Source organism: Paenibacillus sp. FSL P4-0338 (assembly GCF_038002365.1).
GTDB lineage: Bacteria > Bacillota > Bacilli > Paenibacillales > Paenibacillaceae > Paenibacillus_AQ.
The window spans coordinates 3,862,257-3,880,548 of sequence record NZ_JBBOCG010000001.1; the positions used below are offsets into that span (position 1 = coordinate 3,862,257).

Sequence of the window (18,292 nt, forward strand, 5' to 3'; positions counted from 1 at the left end):
GGCTGCTCAGGCTGCCTTACGCCGCCGCTTGCTCCGGCGGCTTCCGGCATGGCCCGCGCGGCGCTTCTTGCCGCCGCCGCTGGCCCGGCCGCGCGCGGAGCCTGCCGCACGCTTCTTACGGCTCTTACGGCGCGGGCTCTTTCCCGCCGCGCCGCTCCGGGACTTGGCGCGGCGCAGCCTGCCGCGCCGCAACTTCGCGGCCCGCAGCCTTGCAGCGCGGCGCCCTGCCTTCCCCCGCGGCGGCTCTGCCGCGGGGGTGTCCTTCCCGCCCGCCGGCGCAGCAGCGGGCGGAGCTTCCGGGCCGCCGATGAGCTGCGGCGGCTGGAGGCAGTAGCGGAGATGCCATCTCTCCGCTAAGCCTTGCAGCCGGGCGCGGTAAGCCGCCGGGCCGTAGACGGCCTCGATGTGCTCCCGCGCCTGCCGGCCAATGCCGGCCGCCATCGCCTGGTCGGCCAGCAGCGCGTTCACCCGCCCGGCCAGCGCGTCGATATCTCCAGCCGGCACGAGCAGCTCGCCGCAGCCTGCGGCGTTCAGGATCTCCCGCAGGCCGCCGGAATCATAAGCGACGACCGGCTTGCTGAAGGCATAGCCCTCCAGGGCCGTCATGCCGAAGCCTTCCCGGATCAGGCTGGGGACAACGAGCAGGTCCATCGCGCAGTAAGCGGCCGGCAGACATTCTTCATATCCGACGAACCGGAAGCGTGAGGTCAGTCCCTCCAGCTTCACCTTGCGGACACAGCGCTCATAGTAGCTTTTATCCCCCGGAGTCCCCACTACGAGGTAGCGGGCATCCGGATGCTGCTGATGCACCAGAACCGCCATCTTGACGAAATGCTCCAGCCCCTTCTCTTTATTAATGAAGGAAGAGACATAGCCGATCAGCGGGTCTCCCGGGGCAATCTTCAGCTCACTCCGCCGTTCGCCGCGCAGCTTGCTCCAGGCCTCGAACAACAAATCCGCGTCACTCCATGACGGAGGCAGCTGGGTCACCTTGCTATCGCGGATCTCCTCAGGGAAGCACGCTGCCGCTGTCTGTGAAATCGCCAGAATCTCATCGCTGTGGTTGTGGATCAGCTCTACGCTGACCGGGGTGTACTCGTTGTCTGTGATGGTCTCTGAGATCTTCCAGATCACCGGTATACCCAGTGACTTCGCCGCGATTGGCGGCAGGGCATGCACACAAGTGCTGGTGATCACGAAGGACGGGCGGAGCTCCGCAAGCCAATGCGTCAGCTCATGATATTCCCGGCCCTCTTGCAACTTGCGGATATCTGCCGGAAGACCGGCATAGGGGGTGTACACTCCATAGACCAGCGGAATAGACATCAGCCGGACATGAAGGCCGTAGCTCCAGGCCAGCTGTGTCAGCTTCCCGTCCTGCGGAGCTACGAGGATACAATTGAAGTAAGGAGACAGCTCCCGGCTGAAGAATAACAGCAGCTTCTCCGCACCCGTAATACTGCGTGTGTTGGAGACATGGGAAAAGAGGACGATCGTCGCTTTGTCGGCCATGTTGTCTCGGTGCTCCTCTGCGAAGGGCTGTGGAGCAGCCATTCACCTCCTAATTTTTAATGCGCATACTCCATTAACACTCTGCGGTTCACCAACTTAGGACGGGTATATCAGCTGGCAGGCCAACATCTCTGCCCGGTACTCCAGTATATTGAGGGGGCACAGATGCCGGCACGACACCTGTCCCCTGTGATACGCACATTTTGCTGACAGCCTGTTCTACGATTGCCCTGCTGGCTTACCCGTAAATAATAGTGAGCAACTGACTCAGACGTCTGGTGTACGTATGATCCCTCAGTGTCCGTTCGAAGGCACGGAGGGACATTTCCCGGCGCTCTTCCTCGTGTGTCAGATAGTACTGGATTTTGTCCATCAGCTCGCGGGGGCTGGAGAAGGTGTCGATCTCTTCGCCCACCTTGTAGAAGGAACCGAGATCGTCACGGGCATCACTGAGCTGCAGCGTGCCGCTGGCAGCAATCTCGAACGTACGCGGATTCGGCGATACGGCCGGAATATACAGCGTGTTATTGTTGACAACATCATCGATATGCGAGCGGTGAAGGTTGATCACAATCTTCGAACCGCTATAGGCTACGGCCGTCTCCTGAGGAGACATCCACTTGCCGATCTCAATCCGTTCGCCATAGAGCGGCGCTTCGGGCAACCGGTCCCACCAGATTCCGTTAATGACCGTGTTATAGCTCATCAGCTCCGGCATAATATCGCGGAAGAAATTGATCCGGTTCCAGTAGGCGGATCCGATGAAGCTGACCTCACGGCTGACCAGTGAACGTCCGATAGTCGGACGGTAATGTTCGCGGTGCGCGGCAAAGGGCAGATAGTGGACCTCCGCGCAGCCAAGGCCGCGGTAGATCTCTACGCAATTACGCTCCAGTGTGAATACATAGTCATAATGGGCCACAATCTTCATAGTGAAATCGGTGTAATACGGATCATCGGTTAGCCAGATCGCGGTCTTGATGCCCCGGCCGCGCAGAATGGCTACCTGCTCCAGCGGCAAATCCAGACCATCCAGCACCAGCACCAGGTCGGGACGCTGGGCAGAAGCCAGCTCCACCAGATTCTGGCGCACATCGGTAATCGTGACCTGAGCTGTTAACCGCTGGAGTGCGAAGAGTACCGCATCATCCAGCGGAGAATAGGGATAGCCCTTGCCCGAAGCCACGTACATCACATGGATATTCCTTACCGGCTGCGGCTCCTCCGGGCGTCCGTCCAGCACGGCCAGCCGTCCCCGCAGATAGCCTTCGTCATAACCGCCCTTGAAGCCAGTCAGACGTCCCCGCAACTTCTCTTCCTCCGCAGGGGTTCTCGGCAACGGCGGGGCAGGCATAATAAATTCGTTGTTCATGAGTATTCGCTCCTTTTGATCCATAATGAATTTCACCCTCTTGCTGAAGTAAGAACACCCAGTAAATGAGGCAGACGCGAAGTAAAGGTATGCCGGCGCAGCGTGGTCTGCAGTCCCCGCAGCGCATACTGGCGGCGTTCCTTCTCATGCTTCAGGTAATAATCAATTTTGCGCTTCAGCTCATCGGCAGAAGCGAAGGTCTCCAGATCCCGGCCCGGCTTGTAGTGAATATCCAGATCCTGACGGATATCAGTCAGCTGCATCGTCCCGCAGGCACTGATCTCATAGGTCCGGGGATTAATGGAGAGGGACGGAAGCTGGAACGTATTCCGGTTGTCCATCCCTCCTTCCCAGGGCCGGTGGATATTGATAACCAGCTTAGCGCCGCTGTAATAATTGGCCGTCTCCTCCGGCGGGATGAAGCCCTCTCTGATGTAAGGAGACAGCTCCTCGAAGTGAGTCAGCCGCTCCCAGAATCCGCCGGCGATCAGCACCTTTTTCCCCCGCAGGAAGGGGACCAGTTCATCGAACAGCTCCGTGCGGTTGCGGAAGGCATTACCAATGAACACGACATCATAGTGATATTGTGGTCCGGTGTGGCGCGGGTAGAACATCTGGGGGTTGACGCACAGCGGAAGGTAGTGCACAGACGCCGTCCCCAGCGAACGGTAGAATTCCACACAGCCCAGCTCATGCGTGAACACATAATCATAATGCCGGCAGATAACGGATGTGTCCTCGGTGAAATAAGGATCATCCACAAACCAAATTGCCGCCGGGATCCCCAACTGTCTTATTGCCATAATTTGTTCCAGATGATTCTCCGGAAATACATGCAGCCCGTTCATCACCAGCACCGCCCCCGGCAATTCGCGCGCTGCCACCTCCAGCATGGTTTCCGGTGAACAGATTATCAGCTCGCTTACCAGCAGCCGCAGCGCTTCTGCGACTCCCGTATCGATGGCCTGAAACCCCTGAGGAACATACATCAGCCTGAACGGCTGGCATTCCCCCACTTCAGGGGTGTTCAGGCGCTTCACGGCTTCGCACAGGCCGAGATGGTACCCTTCCAGATAACCATCCCGGTAATCCCGTGGAAGCCCGCCTCTCTTTTTTGTTTTCACGGCTTTCACCCTGCCCCGTTAGATTCTCAAGACAGTAGTACTATATGCGGAGTCAGCATCCGCCTCATGGACATCTGTCTGTATTGCGGCGAAATTGGCATATGCCCCCCGGCCTTTCGCCCGCTTGGCCCGAACCCTTGCAGATTTCATCCACTCTCGTCCATGCAGAGGCCGGGTCTGCACTCTGAAGCTTACTCAGGTACTTTGCGGGGGCCCATAACAGCCCCACAAAGTGAGGTCACACATCGAAGCCTATTCAAGTACTTTGCGGGGACCCCATAACAGCCCCACAAAGTGAGGTCACACATCGAAGCCTATTCAAGTACTTTGCGGGGACCCCATGAATCATCTACAATTAGAGGAAAACCTACTGAGGAGGCACGAAGATATGAGTTCAATCTATGGCCCTATGCTGTATCTGCGCCATGTCGAGCTGCTGCGCGATGCGGTCCCTTCCTTCGGGAGCTATCCGTTTAATCTGCCGGTGGTACGCACCTTGGAACGGCTTGCTTTTCAGAAGCAGGTTACTTTTCTTGTGGGGGAGAACGGTAGCGGGAAGTCTACCTTGCTGGAGGGCATTGCTGCTGCCTGGGGGTTCAATCCGGAAGGAGGGACGCTGAATTTCTCGTTTAATACCCGTGCCTCGCATTCCAGTCTCTATGAATATTTGCGGATTGCCAAAGGGGTGAAACGGCCGAGGGACGGATTTTTTCTGCGTGCGGAGAGTTACTACAATGTGGCTACTTACATCGATGAGCTGGATGAGGACCCCGAGGCAGGAAGACCCATTAAATCCTCCTATGGAGGGAGTTCTCTGCATGAGCAGTCGCATGGAGAATCCTTCTTCTCCACATTCGTTCACCGCTTCAGCGGACAGGGCATCTATATTCTGGACGAGCCTGAGGCTGCCTTGTCTCCCGTACGGCAAATGTCGCTGCTGGCGCGGATGCATGAGCTGGCGGGGCAGAATTCCCAGTTCATCATCGCCACCCACTCCCCGATTCTGATGTCCTATCCGGGTGCCGATATTCTTCTGCTGGAGGGAGAGAGCATTACGCCTGTTGCGCTTGAAGATACGGCTCATTACACGGTCACCCGCGCCTTCATGATGAGCCGGGAGAAGATGCTCCGTGAGCTGCTGGGCGATGACTAAACGAACCCCAGAACATATAAATTCAAGTGGAAACGGCATTGCCGTCCTTTCAAAGGACGGTACCGTTTCAGCGAGAAATAGAAGGACAATTTATCATGTGAAACATATAAATTCTATATTTTAAAAAAGACACCTCAAGGCGTTGAACGCCCGAGATGTCTCTTGAATTGGCATAGCTGCTCTGTATTTCTCTAATAAAGCTGGTCATCCTTCTCCGTATTACAATCACTGTATTCATTCAGGAGCGCATCCAGCTTCACCGATTGGCGGAGTACCCGGACATCCTGCATCCCGTACTCCAAGGCCAGTTTGTTCAGTTCCTGTCTTGCCTGTTCGATCTTATCTTTGTATTCGTCATTCCCCATAGCGGCCCCCTTGTAGGATGAGGCTGTATCAAGCCATTTCCACTCTTTTACTAAAGTTCCAAACACATTGTATTCTATAATCCGCTAGGGGTCAATTAAGGGTTTGACATGACAGGTTATTTCAGCAGCCTCGACAGCTTATGCAGCGTCCAGCCCAGCATCGCCACCGCCATCATATCGAAGCAGACATTGAACAGGAACAGATGCTTGCCGATATCCGCACGGCCGTCACCGAGGATGGGAACCAGGAACGAGAACAGCCCGATCATTCCCAGCAGCATCATCAATTCTCCGGCAATCCGCCCTGCCGCCTCCCGCGTACGGAAGTATTGATAGAGCAATCCAGCGTAATACACTAGATAGAAAATAACCAGGAACCCGAGAGAATGGGGCAGATGCTTGTTCTTGAGCTCGCTCCACCCGCTGTACATTCCTGCTACCGCGCCTGCAGGCTTGCCCTCACTTTTCTCATAGCTTCCGAGATAGTAGGGACGGATGGACATGCTGTTAGCAGCCGCATACTTCATATTCTCTATTAACCGGCCGGGATGCTTCATATAAAAGAACAGCACATCCTTATGCGATACACGGTCATAGAAATCCGGGCCCAGCGATGGATCATCCTGCTTGATCGCCGTATCCCCCTGGAAATAATTCGTCCCGGCTAGTACCTCGAGGCGCTCCGGCAGCCCCAGATCGCGCAGATCCCCGCGCACATCCGGCGATTCATTCAGAATGCCGAAGAACACCGTCTGATACAGGTTGATATGCTTAAGCTCCTTCGGCGCTGTCACGTACATAATCACTGATACCAGCGCTGTAGCCACCCCAAGCCCAAGTGCCAGCTTGCGCCAGTTGCCTGTTCCATGCAGCGTCCGCAGGCGCAGGAAGATCAGCGCGAAGGCGAGGCCGACGGGGGCATTCTGGATTTTGGAGCAGATCAGGAACAGCACGGCAACGAAGAACAGCGTAAGAGCCTTGGATGACGGCTGCTCCTGCCCGGTAAGCCTTAGACCGAGCGCGAACGTAAGCAGCATGAAGACCATCGACACGGGTTCGCCGAACAGGGAATTGAAATAAGCCAGATAGCCGATATCGTAGAACACCAACAGCATTCCCGCCCCCAGAAGCAGGCCTGTGGCATAGGAGCTCTTCGCGCCCAGCTTGACGATCATCCACGTGGCAGCCAGCAGCAGCACTGCATATACAATTGCCAGAAGACGGATATCGAAGTAACTGCCGTGAAATAAGCCCGCAAGCAGCCTTGGCACCAGCACCAGCAGAATTTGCGAGGACGGGTAGAAGCCCGTAAACAGATCATCATAAGCAAATTTAGAATGACTGAAGCTGAAGAAGCGGTCGGCATAACCCTCCCCGGCATCAAAATAATTCAGTCCGACCGTATTCATCATCCGCAGGAAATCGCCGTTATCGGCAACGCCTGTGAAGGGCCGCACGAACAGCAGATAGAGGATCAGCACAGCGCCAGCCAGCGAGATGAGAACCTCGGGTTTCCATAGTCTTTTCATAACATTCTCCTAACGCTGCGGAAGCAGCTTCACATATTCATCAGATAAGCCCATCAGCTTCAGAATGTAGTCGTAATCGCTCTGATAGGCACTGAAATCCTTAACTGGCTCATGCGTATCCAGCGAGACCGCCTCACCATCCGCGAAGCTTGTACCGGGCACAAACAACACTTCATCATTGAAAAACGAGCCTGTCGGCAAATAATAGCGCATGCCCACCACGTTGCGGTCCACATTCAGCAGATCATGCCCGAACGCCGTAAACCCCTCGTCCTTCAGCGATACCCCGAGCAGATTGGCTACCGTTGGCAGCACATCCAACTGTCCGCCGGTCCGCTCCACAACCTGCCCCTGCTTCATGCCAGGCACGTGGATCACCAGCGGAATGTTAAACCGGCTGATCCGGTCGTCATACTTGATGCCAAGCGTCTCCTCCACCTGCTCCGCCGGGACGTCCTTAGGCTGCAGGCCGAAATGGTCACCGTACAGCACCAGCACAGTATCCTCCCACATGCCCTGCTGCTTCAATCCGTCGATTAGCGTGCCTATTGCATAATCCGTATAGTTCACCGCGCTCAGATAATCGCCCAGCATCGTGCCCTGGAGCTTGTCCGGTACCTGAATGCGGCGGAAGCTGTCCGGCACCTTGAACGGATGATGGCTGGAGGCCGTCACCAGTTGGGCATAGAAAGGCGTACCCTTCTGATGCAGCACCGCCAGTTTCTCTACGGCAGTTGCATAGAGCTGCTCATCGGAAGCCCCGAACGAATTGAAATGGTCATTTTTGAAGGAGCCTTTATCATAGTAGCCGTTGAAGCCAAGGGCCGGATACAGCTCGTTCCGGTTCCAAAAGCCCACCTTGTTCACATGGAACGTGTACGCCTCATACCCCTTATCCCGCAAAAGCCGCGGCAGTCCCGGCAGCTCCCGGTCCCCGAAGCCTGTGGACATGGCAAGCGAAGCAATCGGATAGATCGAGGTGTTGCTCATGAATTCCGCATCTGAGGTATTGCCCGGACCTACCTGCTGATACACATGCGGGAAATAAAAGCCCTCTCCAGCCAGTCCATTGAGCACCGGGGTCAGCTCCTGACCCTCCAGTGACTGATGCAGAGGGAAATTCTGAAACGCCTCCAGTTGAATGATGATGACATTCTTCCCCTTTTGCGATCCGAAATGCTTCGGCAGTCCGCCTGTCACAGCCTTGTATGGATAGGTAGCCTCCAGCGCCTGCACCTTGGCGATCGTCTCCTGAATATCACCAGTCCCAATGAGGCCGTTATCCTCCTGGGCCTTGATTGCCGCCACCACCTCATAACTCAGAAATCCGGCCGTTTCCGCCTGGACCAGCTCATTGGTAATTCCCCGGGCTGAATGAATCGAATACGCCGACAGCGAGCCGCCTCCAATGATTGCCACCAGCAGCACCACCAGATAAATATTCCGGGGTCTGTGTACAGGCTGGCTGCTCCAACTGCTCCTCTGCAACCGTGCAGGACCTCTCTTCCATCTGCGGAAGAGCGAATAGATCATCACTATCAGCAGATCGGCAAAAAACAGATAATCGACCCACTCAATCGTAGATTCTACACTCTCTTTTACCTGAAACACCTGGTTCAGCTCATAGAGCGCCAGATAGGTAGGCACCGAGCCGAAGTGATTGAAGTACACACTGGCCGCGAAGAGCAGCAGCGATAATAAGCCATTGAAGGTCCAGAAGACCCCTTTTCTCATCCGTTCAGGCGTAATAACAGCCAGCACACCCAGCAGCAGGAGCACCGGCGCCAGATCCGCAGCAATCCACTCCCAGGCAATCCGGTCAAAGAACAGCCCTCTCAGCAGCAGCAGCTTCAGCCACAGCAGTCCCGCCACGATATAGAAATGCGCCTGCGCAGACGCAGGTTTGCCCTCTCTCATTGCAATCCCCTCTTACTCTCTTCATTAATAGTGGTGTGAAATTAATTCCTTGTTTCTGTAAAAAGCTCACGTTGCTCTAGTATAGCAATACTCGTAAAGGGAATCAAAAGAGGGCCACCCTATTAAACAACTGAGCGGGAGAAAAGGTTCATTTAAAGTCATTATCCTTTCATGGACAAAAAAAAGCAGAGGAGCGAAGTCCCCTGCAAGGCTACAATTTAAATCTAAGACGCTTCTGGTCGAGGCCGCAATCATGCCTCCAGTCACTATAGTCAGTTTGTCTGGGACAACTGGCGGTGAAGCCCCTTCCGCTCAGGATAGCCGCGCGCTGCCCAGCAGTCTTTTAATGGAACGGTTCGCTTCATGAAGCACGACCTCCTTGTCGATGGTCTTCAGTAGCCCTGAGTGCATGAGAATCTCACCGTCAACCATCGTTGTCTCCACATCAGCACGGGTGGCCGAGTAGACGATCCGCGAGATCGGGTCCACATCATAAGAGGGGAAGGTATGGAAATTATAGAGATTAAGGATTGCCAGATCCGCCTTCTTGCCGACCTCGATGCTGCCGATCTGATCCTCCATCCCTACCGCCTTCGCACCCCCGATGGTCGCCATCCGAAATACGCTCCGGGCATCCATCGTAGTCGGGCCATGTGCGGGCTTCTGGATGACTGCCGCCAGACGCATCTCGTTGAACATATCCAGGTTATTGTTGCAGGGCGCGCCGTCTGCACCCAAGCTGAGGTGAATATGGTCATGAAGCATGCCCGGTGTATCGGCAATGCCGGAGGCCAGCTTGAGGTTCGAGCCCGGGCAGTGGCTGACATGAACCCCGCGGTCCCGCAGAATCCGCTTCTCCTGCTCATCCAGCCAGACACAGTGCGCCAGAATCAGACGTTCGTTAGCCAGCCCCAGGTGATCCAGATAGACGATATTGCGCATACCGGTCATCGCCTGCACAAGCTCGATCTCGCCCAGATTCTCGGAAGCATGGGTATGCACCTTCACCCCGTAACGGACCGAGAGGCTCTCCACCTCCCGCAGCAGCGGCTCCGTACAAGAAATGACAAACCGCGGGGAAAAAGCATACTGAATCCGGCCGTTCGCATATCCGTTCCATTTCTCCAGCAGATCCACACTCTCCTGCAGCGAAGCCGCCGTCTCCTCCTGCAGGGCCGCCGGTGCATCGGGGTTCTTCCGGTCCATCATGACCTTCCCTGACAGGGCGCGGATACCGCTCTTCGCAATCGCCTGGAAGGCATAATCCGTATGATGTACCGTCTCCATATCCACGATGGTCGTTGTACCGCTGGTGATTAATTCCCCAATGCCAAGCATGGCAGAATAGTACAGCGACTCCTCATCATGCGCCGCCTCCAGCGGCCAGATCCGCTTGCGCAGCCAGTCCATCAGCTCCAGATCATCCCCTTTGCCGCGAAACAGTGTCTGGCAGAGATGAATATGCGTCTGGATGAAACCGGGGATAACCGTCCGGTTCTTGGCGTCGATGACAAGCTCATCACCTCTCACTTCAAGGCCGGTGCCAATCTCCACAATCAGATCACCTTTGATACGGATATCACCGTAAATAATGTCCTCCTGCTTGTTCATCGTAATAATCTCCGCATGCTTGATCAGGATATTCGCCATTGTCTTCTCCCCCTAGTCTTGTGATGTCCGGCTGATCTGTAACACAAAAAGGCCACAAAAATATGCCTCAGCATATTTTCGTAGCCAGAAATTTACGGTTCCCGGTAGAGACCCTTAAACCAATTATTAAGGATATACGAAAAGGACTATTCAATTACTAATGAATAATCCAATCATAGTCCAAAGACAACTTTCATGTCAATAAGAGTAATGAAAGTTCACACGAATATTCGATTAAGTGAGGTCAGGGCACGATTTAACATTTTAACACTAGGTAATCAAGAATAAATGTAATGTTATCTCACTTAATTGGGAATTAGTTCTCCATATTCTATGTCAGTGCCTTCTCAAACACCGGAAAAGCAGCGGTACGGCCGGGAAAATGAATCTCGCCTCTCTGTGAATACCCGAGTGAAGGATACAGCTTAAGCGCCCTGTCGTTCTTCGCGTATGTATCGAGCCGGATACTTCTGTACCCGCTGCTGCGGGCGAATTCCTCAGCAAAGGCGATCAGCCGCCGGGCAATCCCTTTGCCCTGAATCTCGGGATGTACCGCAAGCCGGTGCATGATCAGATGCGGCCCTTGCTGCTGTTCCCATTCAATGCCTGCATATTGCTCCGCCTGGTTCTCATCCAGCACAAGGATTCCGGCGATCGCCTCTTGCTCCAGGCAGACAAATAAGGTTCCCTTGCCGATATCTTCACTAATGACTTCTCGGTTAGGGTATCCTTCATCCCATTGATCGCTTCCGCCTGCCTGCATAACTTGTACACATTTGGCAATCAAATTCATGATCCCCTGGACCTCCTCACTCCGCGCTCTTCGTATCTCATTCCCCATCATGTACGTTCCCCGCTTTCCTGCCTGAATAGTGAACCTGGTAAAGATTCTGTTAAGAAGTCTACCATATCCGGCCGGAAATTCCGATAGTCCGCCTTATCCCAAAGTATCCCATGAATTGTAGGGTCGGCGCATTATGCGCCGACCCCTGTAGCCGCTGTATCGGCCTGCACGTTGCTGTGCCTGAGGCTCTGTCAGCCAAGCTCTAGCTTATGCCCGTCCTCGAAGCCCTTGGCGAAACCGGCGTCGAACCCCACGTTGTATGCTTCGGTGTAGCCCTGCTGATAGGCGTCTCCCGGCGGCAGCTCCGGCGGGACGCCCAGATCCGGGGGGAGCGGAACCACCTGCGGCTGGGGAGGGGGCTCGATAGCCGGGATAACCTGCACCGGCGGCTTAACCATGCGGGATCTGCGGAGCAGCCGTCTGCGTAGTCTTCTTTTTCTGCGCAGCAGCAGGGATTTCTTCCCCGGCTTGCCTAGCAGACCCTTGCGTGATTTGCCTCCGGGACCTTTGCGTATCCGCGTCTTCCGCGACAGCAGCGGTCTGCGTCTCTTCCCCTTGCCCGTGGAACGAAGCTTGCCCAGTCTCTTCCTCTTCATCTTCTACGCCTCCTGTACTTCATCTACTCCTGGCGGTCCCCTCTGAGCAGACCTTACTCAGCCAGGGGGCTGCAGGCACTCCTTCTTTGGGCTCATGCAGTGAAATACCGGATATCATCCGGCACATTGAACTCTGGTACCCGCTAAGAATCCTGATATTGTCGCTCAGCTTGCGGGCTGTCAGCTCCGATTGCCCCGTCACTTCAGCAATACTCTCAAGGATGGCTGCGAGCGCTGCCTGGCTGCGGGCGATCGAGCGGATCATCTCCAGCTTGACGGCATGTTCGGAGAGCAGCCCGCCGCTCATTTGCTGTCGTCCCCGAAGCTGAAGCCTTCGCTATCCCCGCCGAAATCGCCGCTCTCGTCTTCCCCGCTGCCCAGCACCGCCTTCAGGTTGCTGTACAGCCCGTTCTCCAGCTTCGTCAGCCCCTCTACCATTTCCACGATTACCTCGTGAATAGAGATGGATTCCTTCAGCTGGTCTTCGTGGGAGTCGAACGCTCTAGCGTGGATGTGATGATGGGTCCACTGCTTCACTTTTTCCGCTTCCACCGCCTTGGCCTCGAGAATCATCGCGATGTTCCACTGGATGGCAGCGGTCGACTCCAGCATTTGCAGATATGCCTTTTCTCTGCTCATCCTCCGCCTCCTTGCTCAGGTTACACGTTACCCTTACTCTTCTTCCTGACCGTTTAATTCCTTGATGACCCTGCCCACTCCCTCAGCCATCGCCTCTTCAAGATCGGCAAGTGCATTGAGGTAAGCAATGATGTTTTTGTTGACTTGACCTGAGCTTTCCACCAGCCCACTGAATCCGCCGAAATCAGGGTCCGCATCCGGCAGATCGTGAACTATTTGCGACATACGGACGGCTACGTGGCGTTCGGCGTCGAGAATCCGTGCCATTTGTTCGTGCGTATGGGCCATGTGCTGCAGGACTTTTGTAATTTTACTCTGCACCTTCATGTCTCCTTTGCTCAAACGCCCTGCTACAGCATATGCGGCATCCGCCTTGACGGTGCCGGAGAAGCGCTGCAAGTTGGTCTGGAACATGTCGCAAGATGACCATTAATTTCAACTTTCAAATCCCCATGTCCGCTTCCGCTTCAAGACAGGGAGAAGGCTTCCGGCTGGGAGCATATTGACAAGAAACGTAACAGCAGACTATGCTTGGCTGAAAATACATTCAAATGATGTATGTCCGCATCTATTTAGCCGGATTAGAACTGGAGGTAATCTATGAAACTTACAGGCGAACACCTGGACCTATACCCTCTGGGCGCTTCCGAGCTGGCGTTAGCCTTAGAGGATTACGCCGGGCTGGAGCAGAGGCTGGGCTTGAACGTGACGAGCACCACCACCCTGCTGGACGATGAAGAGATGCGCTACGCGATGCGGGTCAGGCATGCCAAGGTGCTGCAGGATGAAGAGAACTACTGCTGGCTGACCATGTGGGCCATCATCCACCCGGAACAGCAGCAGCTCATCGGCTTCCTGATCCTCAAAGGCCGCCCGAATGAACAAGGGGAAGTCATCGTTGGTTATGTCCTGGACGAGAGATACCGGGGCCAAGGCTATGCCACTGAGGCGCTGCGGCAGATCACCGCCTGGATCTTCAGCCATCCCGGCGCACGCTGGATCATTGCAGATACCGAGACGGATAACTTCGCCTCCCACCGCGTCCTGCAACATTTGGGTGCGGAGCTATACCGCGAGACCGAGGATTTGTTCTGGTGGAGAATCGCCCGGCCAGCCAGTAGCTGATGGTGATGATGTGGAGGCGTTAAGCTGAGGGCTCTTGTTGAGGCGATAAGCTGGGGTTTGCATGCTGGCGCGATAAGCTGGGGGCTCATGCTGAGGCGATAAGTTGGGGGCTACGGGCGATAAGCTGGTGCCTGCATGCTGGAGACTACACGCCTAGGGCTGCATGCTGAACGGCAGTACAGCCCGCGGGGGGCCATCCCGCCGACTTTCGACCCCTGCGCCCGCTTGCGGCGGGATTCAGGGGTACTTGTGCTCCTCATTTCCGCCCAGCGCCGACTTTCGCCGGATTCAGGGGTACTTGTGCTCCTCATTTCTGCCCAACTCCGACTTTCGCCGGATTCAAGGGTATTTTTACACCTCATTTTCGACCAGCGCCAACTTTTGTTGGATTCAAGGGTATTTGTACACCTCATTTCTGCCCAACTCCGACTTTTGAGGAATTCAGAGGGATTTATCCCTCTCTTTCCAGCCGCCAGCCCACTTCCAGCGAATTCAAAGGGATTTATCCCTTTAGTTACCTTTGACCACTCAAGCTCCCTTCAATTTCCATAATATTCCTATGTAGATCAACGAATTAGTCTTCCCTCTTCCCTTTCCCCTCACCCGCTCCCCCTCCCTTTCACCTTCCTCCATAATCCCCTCACCTACCAAAAACAAAAAAACGCCGCCCCTCAGGGCAGCGTATCTCTCAGCTTATCTCCGGCTTCGCGCAGAGACTGGAAGGTTCCCGCGTCGCTCCACCAGCCTTGCAGCACATCATAGCTCAGCTTGCGCTCGGCAGCATACAGGTTGTTCACATCGGTAATCTCCAGCTCGCCCCTTCTGGAAGGCGAAATCCGGCGGATGATATCGAATACTGCTTCATCGTACATATATATGCCTGTAACACAGAATTTCGTCTTCGGCTGCTCCGGCTTCTCTTCAATATAAGCAATCAGGGAGGCATCTGCACTGTCAAACACCGGAACCCCGTATCTGCGCGCATCCTCGACAGGCTTCAGGAGCACCTTCGCGGTCCCCGCTGGCTGCTGCAGATAACTCTTCACATAAGGCTCCAGACTATCCATGAACAGATTATCCCCCAGCAGCACGACAAACCGTTCACCCGGCAGGATGAATCCTTCCGCCAGCTCCAGCGCTTCCGCGATGCCGCCTGCCGCCTCCTGGATTTTGTAAGTCAGGGAGACGCCGAATTCCGCGCCGCTGCCCAAAAAGTCAGTGTACTGTCCTGCGGACTGTTTGCTGATGACCAGGAGAATATCGGTGATCCCCCCTTGGCGCAGCCGCTCAATCCCGTAGCACACCATAGGGTATTTGCCGACCGGAAGCAAATGTTTGTTCATTAGCCGGGTGAGCGGGTATAGCCTTGTTCCTGTTCCGCCTGCCAGTATGACTCCTTTCACTTACGTTCCTCCTCTTTCTCTACGTCTTTAGCCTTCGGCCAGCGGTCTCAGATAAACTGCGACGGGTCCACTTGCCATTTCTCCATAAAAATCCTGCGGTTGCGCTCCACCAGCTCCTGCAATGAGGCAGAATAGACCTCCTTGAAGCTGGCGCTGCCTTCATGATGAACCAGGCAATCTCCGGCAATCAGCAGCCGGTATCCCTGAAGCCGGGCACGGTAGCAGTAATCGTCATCCTCATAATGCCCCGGCGAAAAACGTTCATCAAGCAGGCCAATCGCGTCCATAAGCTGTCTTTTGAATAAAAAACACAGACCTACAAGCCTTCGGGTCTCCAGCCACTTCGCCGCATCCGGGATATTGGTCCGGAGCGTCTCGGCATGGAAGCCTGCAATATCCGTATAGCAGGTCTGTACCTGCTGCCGTCCGCTGGCATAATTCGTTACTGGTCCGACAATTCCTATATCAGGGGCACTGTATAAAGCACTCTTCAGATTATCCAGCCAGCCTTGCGACACAATAACGTCATTGTTCAACAGCAGCAGTTCCTCCCCCGCAGCCAGCTGCAGCCCGATATTGCAGGCCAGCGGAAAACCGCGGTTCTCCGGGAGGGAAATGAGCGTCAGCTTGCTGGCCCGGCAGTAGGCTTCGGTACCATCATTCGAGGCATTGTCCACTACAATAATCTCATAGGCAGACCGGGTATGCGCTCTGATCGATTCGACGCAGGAGCGCAGCAGCCCGAGCCTGTTATACGTAGGAATAATAATGCTCGTCATTGTCATAGCGCGTTCCTCCAGGCAGCAATCTGCCTGCGGTGCTCCAGCAGGTTCTCGTCCGACAGCTGCCCGCTGCTCTGCCGGTGGGCAATTACGCAGACCAGAGCTTCGGCGTGATCACCGGCAATCAGCTGCTCTATGGCATTGCCGGCTCCCGTGTTGCCCTGGCGCAGCCGGTTCTGCTTGATCACATTCACCCCTCCCGCCTTCTCTACCCGCAGGCGGCCCATAATGGAGAGCGCCAGCGCCCGAGGCGGCACCATCAGCTCGCGGTAGCCGATTCTCTCCAGCGCCCGGCGGGATAAGGCATGCGGAACGGCTGTCATGGAACTTGCTCCAAGATCCGGGCGGCCCAGAACCTGATTCAGGTAGAGCTTGCAGCGGGTAACCGCATCACTTATCCCGAAGGGGGGCAGAAGCGGATCAAGGTCGTTGAGCGCCACATCCACCCCGCGGTCCACCGCAGCCACAAAAGAGGATAGCTGCCCGGCGGAGATCACCATATCGCCATCCAGAAACAACAGGATATCTCCCCGGCTGAGCTTGGCGCCAAGGGAACGCCCTACATCATGTCCGGCAGATTCCGGAATGCACACTATACTCGCCTGAGCGCATAACCGTGTCCGCTGAAAACTACGGTCATTACAGCCGTTCAGCACCACAATAATCTCCTGCGGCTTCAGGCGTTCCACCTGCTCCAGCAGCTTCGGCAACGTCTGCTCCTCATTCCTGGCCGAGATAATCACCGACAGCGAACCCTGCGATGCCGGCAGGGACAGGACCCGCCGCCCGGAAGCAGGCTTCCGCTTGGACCGGGAGAGGTCCAGGCCCGCCGCCGCAGGCTTGCTGCGGCGCTGCGCGGACCGCTGCTTGGAGGCGCCTCTGCGCACTGCTGCGCCGCGTCCGGTGGCGCGGCCTTTAGAGCTGCCGCTTCCGGGGGCAGTACGCCGCGATGAAGACCGGCCGCTGACGGATACTTCCCGCTCTTCCATCATCTCACCATCTCCCTTCGCCGGGTGCCGTCCCCGAAGCCCGCCCGGCCGCCCTTGCGTTCCAGCACCAGGGCTACAGCATCCAAGTGGTCTCTGAGGATAGCCTCCTGCAGAAGATCACTGCCGCTGTGCTTCCGGCGGACCGCGTTCATCCTGCCTACAGGCACATTATGCACCGCTGTCACAACCAGGCCCTCTAGTACTGCCTGCGCATGGGCGAGCGGCGGTCTCGACAGCAGGCCGCTGCCCAGAACCTCCAGCGCTCTGCGGCTAATCGCATGAGGGACGGCAGTCAAGGAGCAGCCCTTCAGCTCAGACCTTCCGAGCAGAAGATTCAGCACATGCTTGGATAACACCACCGGATGCGGAACTCTGCTGCGGACCGGACCGGAATAATCATTCAGTGCCAGATCCGCTCCGCCACTGACCGCCGTCACGAAGGGACGCAGCTGTGAGGCGGGGATTACCAGATCCCCATCCGTGAACAGCAGAACCGCTCCCTTCGCAGCCGCAGCACCTACGCTTCGCCCGACATCATGCCCGAGCGGCTGTTCATACACAATTACGTTCGCTCCGCAGGAGCGCGCAATCTCTGCGGTCTGATCTGCAGAACCGTTAACAATCACAATAACCTCACAGCGGGGATGAACGCCTCTGGCTCCGGCGATTACCGCGGCAATCGTCGCCGCCTCATTCATGGCCGGAATAATAACCGACACCTCAGGCTGCGGATGATTCACCGCTGGCGGCGGTATAGCAGGCCGCACCGGCCGTGTCACTGGCCGCCGTGCTGTCCGGGTCGCCCGCCGCCCCGTGCGGCGGGCAGATACTCCTTTTCTTTTCATGCTCATCCACCTTCCTTCACAGGGCTGCTCCCGGGCTGAGGGTTACACCATAGTCTATGTATCCCGCCACCCCCGGTAACGGCAAGTGTCTCCCTGAGGTCAGATAATTGGACAAATGCCGCTATGCGCCTCCACCCGGTAATAGGCCAGTAAAGGAGCATTTACAGGAGCAGGAACACTCCGTCCATCAGCAAACAGAATATATTAAGGTAGGTCGTGGCAGGTTGGAACAGATCTGCTCAGAGCAGCTTCAGCATTCTCCCGGCTTCCCTGCTTGTCCTTCCGCTCGCAATTCCCGGTTCAGTAAGCATTAGAAAGATAAGTTATCGAGTGAAACATATAGACTATATTTCAAAGAAAGACGCAGCCAACGGCTGCGCCTCATACACATTCCAACCTGTCTACGATCTGAGCATATGTTGCAGCAACGAGAATTCGCGTACCCCA

The 18,292-nt window shown here is 55.8% G+C and carries 18 protein-coding genes and 1 riboswitch; of the genes, 2 read left to right on the forward strand and 16 right to left on the reverse strand.

The genetic code is table 11. The features are described 5' to 3' along the window. Window positions 1-6: 6 nt before the first annotated feature. From MKZ07_RS16990 to MKZ07_RS17000, 3 genes are all read right to left on the reverse strand, one after another. A complete protein-coding gene (locus MKZ07_RS16990) occupies window positions 7-1,554 on the reverse strand; it encodes a glycosyltransferase family 4 protein (RefSeq protein ID WP_341026694.1) in 1,548 nt (515 codons plus the stop codon). A gap of 196 nt (window positions 1,555-1,750) precedes the next feature. Further along, window positions 1,751-2,884, reverse strand: a complete 1,134-nt coding sequence (locus MKZ07_RS16995) for a CgeB family protein (RefSeq protein WP_083678123.1) — start codon at window positions 2,882-2,884, stop codon at window positions 1,751-1,753. 32 nt (window positions 2,885-2,916) lie between these two features. After that, entirely contained in the window at window positions 2,917-4,017 is a 1,101-nt protein-coding gene (locus MKZ07_RS17000) for a CgeB family protein (protein WP_076160940.1), read from the reverse strand. A gap of 379 nt (window positions 4,018-4,396) precedes the next feature. On the opposite strand from MKZ07_RS17000, the gene MKZ07_RS17005 reads away from it, so the two are divergent. Beyond that, a complete protein-coding gene (locus tag MKZ07_RS17005) occupies window positions 4,397-5,161 on the forward strand; it encodes an AAA family ATPase (protein WP_445670289.1) in 765 nt (254 codons plus the stop codon). A gap of 191 nt (window positions 5,162-5,352) precedes the next feature. Here the strand turns inward: MKZ07_RS17005 and MKZ07_RS17010 are convergent, their stop codons facing one another. The 9 genes from MKZ07_RS17010 to MKZ07_RS17050 all read right to left on the reverse strand — a co-directional run bounded on the left by MKZ07_RS17010 (window position 5,353) and on the right by MKZ07_RS17050 (window position 13,028). After that, window positions 5,353-5,526: an aspartyl-phosphate phosphatase Spo0E family protein gene (locus tag MKZ07_RS17010; RefSeq protein ID WP_076082320.1), complete on the reverse strand. Its 174-nt coding sequence runs from the start codon at window positions 5,524-5,526 to the stop codon at window positions 5,353-5,355. 116 nt (window positions 5,527-5,642) lie between these two features. Beyond that, window positions 5,643-7,055 carry a glycan biosynthesis hexose transferase WsfD gene (gene wsfD / locus MKZ07_RS17015; RefSeq protein ID WP_076160942.1) on the reverse strand — a complete coding sequence of 471 codons (1,413 nt, stop codon included), beginning with the start codon at window positions 7,053-7,055 and terminating at the stop codon, window positions 5,643-5,645. A 9-nt stretch (window positions 7,056-7,064) separates the two neighbouring features. After that, a complete protein-coding gene (locus MKZ07_RS17020; protein ID WP_341026703.1) occupies window positions 7,065-8,972 on the reverse strand; it encodes an LTA synthase family protein in 1,908 nt (635 codons plus the stop codon). 312 nt (window positions 8,973-9,284) lie between these two features. Further along, complete coding sequence (locus MKZ07_RS17025; protein ID WP_341026706.1) at window positions 9,285-10,622, reverse strand: 5'-deoxyadenosine deaminase; 1,338 nt, start codon at window positions 10,620-10,622, stop codon at window positions 9,285-9,287. A gap of 61 nt (window positions 10,623-10,683) precedes the next feature. Further along, window positions 10,684-10,782: riboswitch (purine riboswitch) on the reverse strand. Window positions 10,783-10,953: 171 nt separating this feature from the next. Beyond that, window positions 10,954-11,415 carry a GNAT family N-acetyltransferase gene (locus MKZ07_RS17030; protein WP_235218584.1) on the reverse strand — a complete coding sequence of 154 codons (462 nt, stop codon included), beginning with the start codon at window positions 11,413-11,415 and terminating at the stop codon, window positions 10,954-10,956. Between the two features lie 242 nt (window positions 11,416-11,657). Continuing rightward, a complete protein-coding gene (locus tag MKZ07_RS17035) occupies window positions 11,658-12,062 on the reverse strand; it encodes a hypothetical protein (protein WP_036701529.1) in 405 nt (134 codons plus the stop codon). A gap of 19 nt (window positions 12,063-12,081) precedes the next feature. Then, on the reverse strand, window positions 12,082-12,369 hold the full coding sequence (locus MKZ07_RS17040) for a hypothetical protein (RefSeq protein WP_036701531.1): 288 nt from the start codon (window positions 12,367-12,369) through the stop codon (window positions 12,082-12,084). Continuing rightward, a complete protein-coding gene (locus MKZ07_RS17045) occupies window positions 12,366-12,701 on the reverse strand; it encodes a hypothetical protein (protein WP_036701533.1) in 336 nt (111 codons plus the stop codon). Before MKZ07_RS17045 ends, MKZ07_RS17040 begins: the two co-directional genes overlap by 4 nt. Window positions 12,702-12,734: 33 nt before the next feature. Further along, the gene (locus tag MKZ07_RS17050) at window positions 12,735-13,028 is read right to left on the reverse strand and encodes a nucleoside-diphosphate sugar epimerase (RefSeq protein WP_081751236.1); all 294 of its coding nucleotides are present in this window, start codon (window positions 13,026-13,028) and stop codon (window positions 12,735-12,737) included. Between the two features lie 273 nt (window positions 13,029-13,301). Here MKZ07_RS17050 and MKZ07_RS17055 point away from each other — a divergent pair, with 273 nt between their 5' ends. Further along, window positions 13,302-13,826 (forward strand): GNAT family N-acetyltransferase, encoded by a 525-nt coding sequence (locus MKZ07_RS17055; protein ID WP_341026714.1) that lies wholly within the window; start codon window positions 13,302-13,304, stop codon window positions 13,824-13,826. A 671-nt stretch (window positions 13,827-14,497) separates the two neighbouring features. On the opposite strand, the gene MKZ07_RS17060 is transcribed toward MKZ07_RS17055, so the two are convergent. From MKZ07_RS17060 to MKZ07_RS17075, 4 genes are read right to left on the reverse strand one after another with little or no spacing between them, the layout of a single operon-like run. After that, entirely contained in the window at window positions 14,498-15,229 is a 732-nt protein-coding gene (locus MKZ07_RS17060; RefSeq protein ID WP_036701537.1) for a sugar phosphate nucleotidyltransferase, read from the reverse strand. Between the two features lie 47 nt (window positions 15,230-15,276). Beyond that, entirely contained in the window at window positions 15,277-16,014 is a 738-nt protein-coding gene (locus MKZ07_RS17065; RefSeq protein WP_036701539.1) for a glycosyltransferase family 2 protein, read from the reverse strand. Beyond that, window positions 16,011-17,003 (reverse strand): glycosyltransferase family 2 protein, encoded by a 993-nt coding sequence (locus MKZ07_RS17070; protein ID WP_341026718.1) that lies wholly within the window; start codon window positions 17,001-17,003, stop codon window positions 16,011-16,013. Before MKZ07_RS17070 ends, MKZ07_RS17065 begins: the two co-directional genes overlap by 4 nt. Continuing rightward, the gene (locus tag MKZ07_RS17075; RefSeq protein ID WP_256707556.1) at window positions 17,000-17,845 is read right to left on the reverse strand and encodes a glycosyltransferase family 2 protein; all 846 of its coding nucleotides are present in this window, start codon (window positions 17,843-17,845) and stop codon (window positions 17,000-17,002) included. Before MKZ07_RS17075 ends, MKZ07_RS17070 begins: the two co-directional genes overlap by 4 nt. Window positions 17,846-18,292 lie beyond the last annotated feature (447 nt).